This window comes from Paraburkholderia sp. Ac-20342 (assembly GCF_017104985.1).
Taxonomy (GTDB): domain Bacteria; phylum Pseudomonadota; class Gammaproteobacteria; order Burkholderiales; family Burkholderiaceae; genus Paraburkholderia.
Map to the genome: position 1 here is coordinate 1 of NZ_JAAGPQ010000020.1, position 10,994 is coordinate 10,994.

10 protein-coding genes, 1 rRNA gene and 1 pseudogene are annotated in these 10,994 nt (G+C 63.6%); 6 read left to right on the forward strand and 6 right to left on the reverse strand.

Annotated elements, in window-relative coordinates; genetic code table 11:
* Positions 1-9 precede the first annotated feature (9 nt).
* A 5S ribosomal RNA gene (gene rrf / locus G3N58_RS10810) occupies positions 10-123 on the forward strand.
* Between the two features lie 883 nt (positions 124-1,006).
* Here the strand turns inward: rrf and G3N58_RS10815 are convergent.
* The 3 genes from G3N58_RS10815 to G3N58_RS10825 all read right to left on the reverse strand — a co-directional run bounded on the left by G3N58_RS10815 (position 1,007) and on the right by G3N58_RS10825 (position 3,896).
* Positions 1,007-1,261: a GlsB/YeaQ/YmgE family stress response membrane protein gene (locus G3N58_RS10815; RefSeq protein ID WP_167050220.1), complete on the reverse strand. Its 255-nt coding sequence runs from the start codon at positions 1,259-1,261 to the stop codon at positions 1,007-1,009.
* A 162-nt stretch (positions 1,262-1,423) separates the two neighbouring features.
* Positions 1,424-2,131 carry an MgtC/SapB family protein gene (locus G3N58_RS10820; protein ID WP_167050218.1) on the reverse strand — a complete coding sequence of 236 codons (708 nt, stop codon included), beginning with the start codon at positions 2,129-2,131 and terminating at the stop codon, positions 1,424-1,426.
* A 601-nt stretch (positions 2,132-2,732) separates the two neighbouring features.
* A complete protein-coding gene (locus G3N58_RS10825; RefSeq protein WP_205999152.1) occupies positions 2,733-3,896 on the reverse strand; it encodes a metallophosphoesterase in 1,164 nt (387 codons plus the stop codon).
* Between the two features lie 507 nt (positions 3,897-4,403).
* Between G3N58_RS10825 and G3N58_RS10830 the strand changes: the two genes are divergently transcribed.
* Positions 4,404-4,748 (forward strand): hypothetical protein, encoded by a 345-nt coding sequence (locus G3N58_RS10830; protein WP_167050214.1) that lies wholly within the window; start codon positions 4,404-4,406, stop codon positions 4,746-4,748.
* Between the two features lie 201 nt (positions 4,749-4,949).
* Here the strand turns inward: G3N58_RS10830 and G3N58_RS10835 are convergent, their stop codons facing one another.
* Positions 4,950-5,534, reverse strand: a complete 585-nt coding sequence (locus tag G3N58_RS10835) for a malonic semialdehyde reductase (protein ID WP_167050212.1) — start codon at positions 5,532-5,534, stop codon at positions 4,950-4,952.
* A 170-nt stretch (positions 5,535-5,704) separates the two neighbouring features.
* On the opposite strand from G3N58_RS10835, the gene G3N58_RS10840 reads away from it, so the two are divergent.
* From G3N58_RS10840 to G3N58_RS10850, 3 genes and pseudogenes are all read left to right on the forward strand, one after another.
* On the forward strand, positions 5,705-6,304 hold the full coding sequence (locus G3N58_RS10840; protein ID WP_205999153.1) for an alpha-ketoglutarate-dependent dioxygenase AlkB: 600 nt from the start codon (positions 5,705-5,707) through the stop codon (positions 6,302-6,304).
* Between the two features lie 192 nt (positions 6,305-6,496).
* Positions 6,497-7,483 (forward strand): ABC transporter substrate-binding protein, encoded by a 987-nt coding sequence (locus G3N58_RS10845; RefSeq protein ID WP_240159379.1) that lies wholly within the window; start codon positions 6,497-6,499, stop codon positions 7,481-7,483.
* 291 nt (positions 7,484-7,774) lie between these two features.
* Positions 7,775-7,900, forward strand: a pseudogene (locus tag G3N58_RS10850) (sugar ABC transporter permease YjfF); the annotation flags it as partial.
* 26 nt (positions 7,901-7,926) lie between these two features.
* Here G3N58_RS10850 and G3N58_RS10855 read toward each other — a convergent pair.
* Positions 7,927-8,856, reverse strand: a complete 930-nt coding sequence (locus G3N58_RS10855) for a DMT family transporter (protein WP_205999154.1) — start codon at positions 8,854-8,856, stop codon at positions 7,927-7,929.
* A 115-nt stretch (positions 8,857-8,971) separates the two neighbouring features.
* On the opposite strand from G3N58_RS10855, the gene G3N58_RS10860 reads away from it, so the two are divergent.
* Positions 8,972-9,829 (forward strand): LysR family transcriptional regulator, encoded by an 858-nt coding sequence (locus G3N58_RS10860; protein ID WP_205999155.1) that lies wholly within the window; start codon positions 8,972-8,974, stop codon positions 9,827-9,829.
* An 89-nt stretch (positions 9,830-9,918) separates the two neighbouring features.
* Here G3N58_RS10860 and G3N58_RS10865 read toward each other — a convergent pair whose 3' ends face one another.
* A complete protein-coding gene (locus G3N58_RS10865; protein WP_167283901.1) occupies positions 9,919-10,983 on the reverse strand; it encodes an ABC transporter ATP-binding protein in 1,065 nt (354 codons plus the stop codon).
* Positions 10,984-10,994: the final 11 nt, after the last annotated feature.

A 10,994-nucleotide genomic window follows, 5' to 3' on the forward strand; every position in this document is an offset into this window, starting at 1 on the left:
CCCGTCATGCCTGATGACCATAGCGAGTCGGTCCCACCCCTTCCCATCCCGAACAGGACCGTGAAACGACTCCACGCCGATGATAGTGCGGATTGCCCGTGTGAAAGTAGGTAATCGTCAGGCTCCTCATGCTGTAACACGGACCCCGGCTTCTCACTCTGAGTGCCGGGGTCCGGCCGTTTACGGCGTCAGGGATACGCCGCCGGATCCCGAAGCCGCAGCGTTCGAACGGACCCGGGCGTCATGCCGCCCGCGTTCTCCACAATCCCCCGGCCGTGAAGCGGAAAAACCGGCGTATGCTGGATTGGACACTCGTGATGCGTAAGGTCTCGGTTGGTACATCATAAGCCTGTACAGAGGAGGCGTGGAGACACGTGGAGCATGCTTTGACGTGATATTTACATTGAATATGCGTTTTGCTCGAAATACATCGCTTTGTGATATATGTGTGCAGCGAAGTAGAACGCTCTGCTTATGCAATGTCCTTCAACCTTGCTGGTGCAACGTTAGCGAGCACGCTTGTGACGATCTGGCGCAGCTCTTCGAACGACTCGGCAGGCCAGCACTCGAGCACGCACTCGTTTCAGTACGCTCGGCCACATGGCTCGCGTGAGGCATGCAGCAAACAGCACGCAGTACACGCGGACCGCGTAAACGTCACGACCTGCAACGCATCCCGAACTATCTGTACTTCATTCGTATTGGTTGTTGACTGATTTTGTCTATGCACCTTTCGATGCCTGCCAGGAAATTTGTTCTGAAGTCCTACAGGACTCGATAGTCGATCTACTGGCTACTGGTAAGGTTGCGTTCTCTACCAGTACATCAGTCACGCTATTGGCCAATGCAGGTATTCAGCGAATTCGCAAGTTATCGCAACCGGCTTGTCCTTCGCATACAGCAAGCCAGCCCCCATCCCGAAGCGATTCGCCTGCCCGTTGGCTCTGAAAAGAAAAAGCGCCAGCGGGAAAAACCAGCTGGCGCTTCAGGACATCAGATGCCTGGCTCAAGAGCCTCGTCGGATGAGCCGGATGATAAACAGCAGAATGACCGCACCGATCACGGCGGTAATGATCGAGCCGATCCAGCCGCCGCCGAGCGAGATATGCAGTACGCCGGCGAGCCATCCGCCGATGAACGCGCCGACAATCCCGACGATGATGTCGACAATCAGACCGAAGCCGCCGCCTCTGACGAGTACACCCGCGAGCCAGCCAGCGATCGCGCCGATGATGAGCCATGCAATGACGCCGTGTTCCATATTCGAGACTCCATGGTTGAGTGTGAAAAAATCACGGTGATAGAGCTTAGTCGAAGGTTATGGGACAGTCCATGTTCAGGACACTGAATTAACATTGTCTGAATCTTCAGCAAGTTAAGTGTAGACGATGCGCGCCAATAAAGGGGATCGACGCGCTGCGGTTCACTCGGGGGTCGGCTCCACTTCCCGGGCCGTCCAGCTGACGCTGGAGACGCTCTTTTCCATGCTGAGGCGGCTTGCCATCTGTTCGAGCTTCGATTGATCCTTCGGATGCATCTTGAGCGTCGCCGTTACGCGGATGCGCCCCGATTCGTTCTCGACATCTTCGCTCATCAAGCTCTGGAACGACAGCGGCGCCGAGTACATCGAGTTGGAGATCGCGGTGCGAATGTGGATCTCGTCGGCTTCGAGGCAGACGATCGTCAGCATGTACTCGCGCACGAGATCGGCGTTTGAAACCGGCGTCGAGTTGATCATGCGGCTGACTTCGCGCAGCAGGGTGTTGGTCAGCAGCACGATCACGGTGCCCGCGAGCGCCGGCCCGTAATGTCCCGCGCCGCTCAACACACCGACCGCCGCTGAGCACCACAGCGTGGCTGCCGTGTTGATCCCCTGAATGGAGCCCTTGTCGCGCATGATGACGCCGCCGCCGAGGAAGCCGACGCCGGACACCACATAGGCGGCGATCTGCGTAATGCCGCTCACGCCGTTGCCAGTCAGCACGCCGAGCGTCACGAACAGGCACGCACCGCTTGCGACCAGTGTGATCGTACGCAGTCCGGCATTGCGCTGCCGTATCTGCCGTTCGAGGCCGATGGCGACACCGCAGGCGAACGCGGTGAGAAGCCGCAGGAAGAAATCGAGTGTCATCGTTCAGAAAGGTTGGCGTGTGGTTGCCGCGCGGTTGGCGCAGTGTGAAGCCTACGCGTGACAGCCGCGCGTCGTCTACCGTCGCCGGTTTGAAGGACGACCGTAGTCATGCATGGCAAAGCACGCGAACGCAAGCGCGCTGCACGGGCAACACAAAAAGTGAGCGGAAAAAAGCGACGTGCGCCGTCGAGCCAGGAAGCAGGACGGCGACAGAAAGACTGACGCGGAAATCCTGCCGATCAGGCGATCGGGCGAAGCGAAGCTCGGCAAGTACTACTGCTACTGTCCAAGATCGTGGTTCCGGTTAATTGAAGTGGGCGAATTTTAGGCGGTTGCACAACGCCTGGTCAAGCCTCGAACGCACGGTACAGGTTCTGCGCAACGGCTTTCAACCAGGTATTGGCGGTGGCGTTGTGAAGAGGCGGCGATATTAGTTGCGACTCCGAATATTGACGCTGTTCATTGAACAATACCGTCCGGGTATTCGAGAATAACGCTCACCCCGTGCATTACGTTTTGCTTTTTTGAGCTTGCTATTTCATCCGCTGGCATGTGCTCATGCGCTCCGATGCGGCACGATTCGACGAGCCTTACCCGGAACTCAACCCGGCCCACCCGGCACGAGCCGCAAACGTGTGATTTCAGAAGGCGCGCCAAGCCGCTTCGGCGGTCCCCAATAGCCGGTGCCTCGGCTCGTGTAGACCCACAGTCCGTTCAGGCGCGCGAGGCCCGCCGTGAACGGCTGCTGGAATCGCACGAAGAAATTCCACGGGAAGAACTGGCCGCCGTGCGTGTGGCCGGATAGCTGCAGCGTGAAGCCGGCCGCCGCGGCGGCTTCGGCGGAACGCGGCTGGTGTGCGAGCAATACCTTGAGCGGCACGTCGCGAGGCGCGCCGGCGAGCGCCGCAACCGGGTCGCTGCGATGCGCGGGATCATGATGGCCCGCCGAGTAATCGGTGACGCCGGCAATCACGGCGCGTGCGCCTTCGTGATCGACCACGACGTGTTCGTTGAGCAGCACGTTCAGGCCGAGGCGACGGAATTCGTCGATCCACGAGTTCGCACCGGAGTAGTACTCGTGATTGCCCGTGACGAGAAACGCGCCATGCCGTGCAGTGAGCCGCGACAACGGCTGCGTATGTCGGCTCAGTCGCGGCACGCTGCCGTCGACTATGTCGCCGGTCACGGCAATCAGATCGGGCTTCAAGCGGTTCACCGCATCGACGATGGCGTCGACGTAACGCACCTTGATCGTCGGGCCGACGTGGATGTCGCTGATCTGCACGATCGTGAAGCCTGCGAGCGCGGGCGGCAGATCGTTGATCGGCACGTCGATCGTCACGACGCGCGCGCGACGGCGCGCGTTGAAGAAGCCGATCAGCGTCGAGATCAACGCGAGTACCGGCACGGCCGCCGCCGAACCGGCGCGCCAATGCGCGATCGTCAATGTGTTCGGCCAGATCGCATCGATGCCAAGCAGCGAAGCGAGCACGAGGTCGCGCGCAAACGTCAGCACGAGCAGCGACGAGAAGAAGCCCATTGCGGGCAAGCCGATCCACGCGAGCCGGTCGCCGAGCGGTTGGCGCTTGATGCGGCGCGCCATCATGCCGAGCGGAATCAGGAAGACCGAAGCGACGAGCCACAGCACGCACAGCCAGCGGCCGGCGGTGTCGATCGGCAGAGCGGGAATCAGGCGCACGCCGACGTAGAGATGCATCAGGATGCCAATCAGGATCAGGCGAACTAAAAACGATGAAAGACGCATAGAGAAGATCGAGGCGGGAAGGGGCGAAGGCGCAGCGGCAATCGGTTGACGGGCGACGCACGCACGGGATTCGCGAACGCGGCGAATCATTCTACCGGCATGTCCGAGCCTTTGCCGACGCCGCGAAAGTCGTGCAAATCATGGGCGGATCCTCGGCCGATCATGAGCGAAGCACGTGCCCTTGCGGCACGCGGCACATATGCCCGGCACCGCTTCGCGATATGTTCAGGGCATCTATCTCCACGGCACATCTACAGACACGGGCTCACTAAATACCCGACGACCGGCCATTCGTATGCCCACCCGCGCCGCATTTTAATGTCCAGGCAAGCTAATTAAATGGGCTTTGAATTGTATTCGCGCGTGGACTATTCTTGAAACAAACCAGTCTGTCTCCGGTCACGGCAGCGGCATTGCAAGGTCACGGCAGAGCTTGCCGCGTGGGTCGCGCGGGGCGGTCACGACTGGTTCTGTCGCCGGGAAAGAGATCGGTCGGGGGGACGCACCATGAAGCTGCTCAAATCGGGCCACCTGTTCCACCATGTGCACCACGCGCATCCTCATCATGTACATCGCGTCGGGCACGAGGGCAGTCACGTGATGCTGCCGCTGGTCGGCATCTCGCTGATGGCAATCGCACTCTACCTCGGCGTGCGCGACATCGACTTCTCGCAGTTGGGCAAGGACGCGCTGTTCTATGTGGTGATGGTGAGCGTCGCGCTCGGTATCGCGGGGTTGTTCGGTGCGGTCGGCGCATGGCTGCGCTCGAGCGGCGACGAAGCCGACGAAGGCTTCTGCTTCGTCGGCGCGCTGATCGGCACGGTGGTGTTTTATATCGCGATGATGACCTGAGCGAGGCCAATCAACGGTGCACGAAGCGCTACTCGCCCCGCCGTCCGCTGTGTCGTCGCTTTGCGCGCCGCACCATGCGCGAGACACGTCGTCCGCTCACAGCGACAAACGGCCATGCAACAGCGACATACCGCAGCGCGCCACAACACACGTGCTCACAGCGCACACGCTCACAACAAATGCTTCAACGCGCCTCGCGCCTCAAACAATCCGCGCCGCTTCGTCGAATGAAAAACGCGGGCTGCGCGGGAACAGCTTCGACGCATCCCCGTAACCGAGATTGATCAGGAAGTTCGCCTTCACGGTCGTGCCCGCGAAGAACACCGCGTCGACTTTGGCCGCATCGAAGCCCGACATCGGACCCGTATCGAGGCCGAGCGCGCGGGCCGCGAGAATCAGATAGCCGCCTTGCAGCGTCGAGTTGCGAAACGCGGTATCGGCAATCGCGCGCTCGTTGCCGACGAACCAGCTGCGCGCATCCGCATGTGGAAAGAGTTTCGGCAGATACTCGTAAAACGCCATATCCGTGCCGACGATCACCGTGACCGGCGCGGCCATCGTCTTCTCGAGATTGCCCGCCGATAACGCCGGACGCAGCTTTTCCTTGCCTTCGGGCGTCTTCACGAACACGAAGCGGCCCGGGCTCGAATTGGCCGAGGTCGGGCCGAGCAGCACGAGTTCGATGAGTTGGTGCAGCACGGCATCGTCGATCGGTTTGTCTTGCCAGCCGTTGTGCGTGCGCGCTTCGCGAAAGAGCTGATCGAGCGCCTGGTCGGAAAGAATCATGAGCCTGCTCCGTGCGAAGGAAAACGAGCCGGGGAAGGGCGCGGCATACCGCGTCGAATGACAGAGCAAGGCGCGGGCGTCGGCGGGCACGCGTTGTCGTCATGCTTGCCGCCATAATAGCCGGGGTTTTCATGCACCCGCCCGCATTCAACTCGAAGCCGAACTTATCGATGACGGATCTTTTCGACGACCTGCCGACGCCCGACGTCGACTGGTATCCCGACTGGCTCGCGCCGGCCGATGCCGCGCAACGGTTCGCGCGGCTGATCGGCGAGGTGGAGTGGCGCCAGGACATGATGGGCACGCCGGCCGGCCGTGTCGCGCTGCCGCGTCTGACCGCGTGGCAAGGCGAGCCGGATGCCGTGTACGTCTACTCGGGCATCCGCAACGTGCCGCAAGCGTGGACGCCCGCGGTCGCCGAACTGAAGGCCGCCGCCGAGGCGACGAGCGGCGTGCGCTTTAACAGCGTGCTGCTGAACCGCTACCGCAGCGGCACCGACAGCATGGGCTGGCACGCCGACCGCGAGCGCGAACTCGGCAGCCGGCCGGTGATCGCGTCGGTCAGTCTCGGCGTCGCGCGCACGTTCGATCTGCGGCACAACCGCAGCGGCCGCATGCAGTCGTTCTCGCTGAAGGGCGGCAGCCTGCTCGTGATGAAGGGCGACACGCAGGCCGAGTGGCGCCACCGGGTGCCGAAGGAGCCGGGCGTGAGCGGCGAGCGCATCAATCTGACGTTTCGCAGGATCGTGCCGGGAGTCGCGCCACGGTAATTCCGCGAATGACCGTGCGCCGACTCGATACACCGACCCGCGCGCTATACCAAAATTGATATCGACGACGCGAATCATATGATTGGACGGTTAACGCGTCGCACAGTACGCTACATCACGATCCGCGCACCGTGAGGGCCGCGAGGGCTGGACAGGTCGCCGGGTCGTCTACACAACAATCAGGAGACAGTCATGGCGAATAGACGACGTGCCGCGTGTCGCGCTCTGGGCGCGCTTGCACTTTCCGCGAGTCTCGGTGCGCTGACGTTGGCGACGTCCGGCGCTCATGCCGAAGGCAAGCAGATTACGCTCGGTTTCGCACAGGTCGGCGCGGAAAGCGCATGGCGTACGGCCAATACCGAATCGGTGAAATCGGCGGCGGCGGATGCCGGCATCAAGCTCAAATTCTCCGACGCACAGCAGAAACAGGAAAACCAGATCAAGGCGATCCGCTCGTATATTGCGCAGAAAGTCGACGTGATCGCGTTCTCGCCGGTCGTCGAATCGGGCTGGGAACCGGTGCTGCGCGAAGCGAAGGCCGCGAACATTCCGGTGATCCTGACCGACCGCAACGTCGACGTGAAAGACCCGTCGCTCTACGTGACGATGATCGGTTCGGACTTCCTCGAAGAAGGACGGCGCGGCGGCCGCTGGCTCGAGGAGCACTACAAGAACGACAAGGGGCCGATCAATATCGCCGAACTGCAGGGCACGGTCGGCTCGGCGCCGGCCAACGATCGCCATGCGGGTCTGATGGAAGTCATCAAGAACGATCCGAAGTTCAAGATCATCGCGTCGCAAAGCGGCGACTTCACGCTCGCCGGCGGCAAGCAGGTGATGGAAGCGTTCGCCAAGACCTACGGCAACAAGATCAACGTCGTCTATGCGCATAACGACGACATGGCGCTCGGCGCGATCCAGGCGATGGAAGAAGCCGGCATGCATCCGGGCAAGGACATCGCCGTCGTGTCGTTCGACGCAACCAAGGGCGGCTTCCAGGCGATGGCCGGGGGCAAGATGAACGTCGACGTCGAATGCAGCCCGCTGCTCGGGCCGCAGCTGATGACGGCCGTGAAGGACATCGTGGCCGGCAAGCAGTTGCCCAAGCGCATCGTCACGGAAGAGACCGTGTTCCCGATGAGCGTGGCCGCGGAGACGCTGCCGAAGCGTAAATACTGACGCGACATGGGCGGGAGCGCGACGGCGTTCCCCGCTCACCGACCGGCGCCGGACGATGCCACGGCCGGCGCACGGGAGGCGCGCAGTACGGACAGAGCGAACCGGTTTCTCCAGTGGTGCTACCTGACCGCCCGGGCTGCTTCGGCAGCGGGCGGTCTCTTTTCGTCGGCGAGCCCCTGAGCCTGCCGACCCACGCCTTGCCAGGCGAGCGAGGTCCATGATCCCATCCGCATTTGAAGCGGGGCAGCCGGACCGCGGCATGAATGGCACGTACCACACGCACGCACGCACGGCACGCTCAGTTCGTGGTGGACGCGGATCGTGATCGGCGCGCTGCTGTGCGCGTTCTGCCTGTTGCCGCGCCTGATCGAGCGGCATGCGAAGCCGATGCGGCGGCGGGGTGGCACGAGCGCGGTGGCTGGCGACGGCGAGGCTGGCGCGCCTCACTCCGCGTGAGGCCGCCGCCCGCCCGAATGCAAGAGCGACAGCAACGGCCAGCCGAGATTGACGCCGAGACTCGCCGCGACGATCAGCACCATGCCCGCGAGTTGCGGCAGCGACAGCGCGCGGTGATACACGAGCGCATCGACGACGATCGCGGTGAGCGGATACACGAACAGCAGCACCGCGATCACAGGCGTGCTCAGTTTCGGCAGCGCGCCGTAGATCAGCACGTACGACAGCCCCGTATGCAGCACGCCCATGCCGATCAGCCAGAACCATTGCAACGGGCCGATATGCGCGAGCGTCAATGGGGCGATGAGCGGTGCAATAAGCGGCAGGCACACCACGCCGACCGCGCACTGCGCGAGCGTCAGCAGATGCGGGCGCAACTCACCAAGGCTCTTCGCGATCAGCGTGACGCTCGCGTACAGCAGCGAGCCGAACAGCGCCTCGCCGAGACCGATCAGATAGCTCGTGTGGCCTTGCAGGTTGCCGCTGGCCGCGACGCCCGAGGCGAGCACGAGTCCGGCGAACGCGGTGGCGATCCAGCCGAGCCGGTCCGCGCCGAGCCGCTCGTTGAAAAGCGCCGCGCCGATCAGCACGACCCAGAACGGCTGCACATGAAACACGACTGTCGCGACCGCGATGCTCGTGCGATGAATCGCATCGAAGAAACCGACCCACTGCGTGACCATCAGTACGCCTGAAATCAGCGCAAGCGCGACCGTGCGGCGTGTAAACTGCGCGCGCGTGAAAAAGCCCTGCCATGCGCAATACGCGGCCAGCGACAGAAAGCCGAACAGGCAGCGAAAGAACACGAGCGTGAGCGCATCGAGTCGCGCTTCCTCGACGAACACGCCGAGCGTGCCCATCAGCAATCCGCCGCTCGCGAGCGCGAGCGCGCCTTGTTGACGTTGGCTGAGGGACATGCGAAGCGGCTCCATAGGGTCGTGAATCAGGGTGATGAGCCCGAGTATTGCGCCGCTTGCGGCCTCATCGCAAACGAATTAAATTGAGCAATCCCATAAGCTGGATTGATAAATCGTGAACCCTGAATTCGACGTCGATCTGTTGCGCAGCTTCGTCGCGGTCGTGGAAGCGGGCAGCTTCACGAAGGCGGCGGCGAGCGTGCATCGCTCGCAGACGGCCGTCAGCATGCAGATCAAGCGGCTCGAAGCGATGCTCGGCACGACGCTGTTCGCGCGCAACACGCGCAACCTGTCGCTGACGCGGCCCGGCAATACGCTGCTCGAATACGCGCGGCGCGCGCTCGCGTTGCAGGAAGAGGCGTGGGCGGCGATCGTGCGGCCCGAGGTGACCGGGCGCGTCGTGCTCGGCGCGCCGGACGATTACGTGTCGTCCTTGCTCTCGCCGGTGTTGCGGCGTTTCGCGACGCTGTACCCGCGCGTCGAGATCGAGATCGTCTGCGCGCAAAGTACCGCGCTTGCGCCGATGCTCGCCGACAACAAGATCGACCTCGCATTCGTCACGCGCGACCGCAAGCTGCGCGGCGAATTCGTGCGCAGCGAGCCGATGGTGTGGGTGGGCGCGTCGGCCGATACGGCGGTGCTGAAGGCGTCGCCGTTGCCGGTGGGACTCTACGAGCCGGGCTGCGTCGCGCGTCAGCACACGCTGGCCGCGCTCGAGGGCGCGCGTATCCGCTATCGCGCGGCGTTCAGCAGCGCGAGCCTGATGGGGCTCGTCGCGACCGTCGACGCGGGTTTGTCGGTGATCGCGCTGACGCGTTGCAGCGTGCCGCCGCGGCTCGCGATGCTCGGCGAGGCGCAAGGGCTGCCGAAGATCGCACCGCTCGAAATCGTGGTCGCGCGTAGCGCGAAATCGGACCGGCCGACCTGCGATTATCTGGCGCAGCAGATGGTGCAGGATCTGTCGTTGCGCTAGGGCGCGGTTCCGCGCGGACCTTTTACGCCGTGCCTTATGGGTAGCCCTTAAGGTAGCTCTTGCAGGTGGCGCTTTATACGCAGCCCTACCTAATCACGCGGATAAGCCGTCACCTCGCCCTCGACCGTTAGCCGTACCCGTTCCCCCGGCTGCGGACACAGATAACCGGGCACGCGTGCGCGTACCATCGTCCGCGTGGCGGACTGCAATTGCAGCGCGACGCTCGCGTCCTGCCCTTGAAAGATCACCTCGGTGACGAGCGCATCATGCGCGGCACCGTCACGCGCGGCTTCGCCGGCACGCAGCAGGCGGATCTGCTCGGGCCGCAGCATCACGTCGACCGCGCCATGGCCGCTGGACGCGAGCGGCGCGGCCAGCGTGAGATCGCCAAGCTCGCAACTCGCGCGGTCCTGCTGCGCCACGCCCGGCAACAACACCGCCTCGCCGACGAACGACGCAAGCTCGCGCGTCACGGGCCGCCGGTACAGCGCCTCGGGCGTCGCGGTCTGGATCAGCCGGCCGTTCCATAGCACCGCAACTTCATGCCCGAGCGACAGCGCCTCGGACTGATCGTGCGTAACCAGCACCGCCGTCGCTCCCGCTGCGGCGAGCGCGCTCGCGACCGCCTGGCGCGTCTCGACGCGCAGCGCCGCATCGAGCGACGAGAACGGCTCGTCGAGCATCACCAGCGTCGGTGCCGGCGCGAGCGCACGGGCCAGCGCGACGCGCTGCTGCTGACCGCCCGACAATTGCTGCGGCGCGCGCTCGCCGAAATGCGCCGGCAGACCCACGAGTTCGAGCAATTCGGCGACGCGATGGCGCGCGCGGCGCTGCGTGCGCGGCAGGCCGAACACGATGTTGTCCGCGACCGATAGATGCGGAAACAGCGCGCCTTCCTGAGGCACGTAGCCGATGCGGCGCTGTTCCGACGGCACGTGCAGACCGTCGCCGGCCACGCGCCGTCCGTCGATCTCGACGCTGCCGCCGTCCGTGCGCTCGAAGCCGCACAGCAGACGCAGCAGCGTCGTCTTGCCGCTGCCCGACGGACCGAGCAGCGCGAGCAGGGTGCCGCGCTCGACCGACAGATCGATGCCGTGCAGCACCGCGTGGCCGTCGAACGATTTGCGCAGTCCGCGGATACGAAGTTCGCTCATGAAAATCCGAT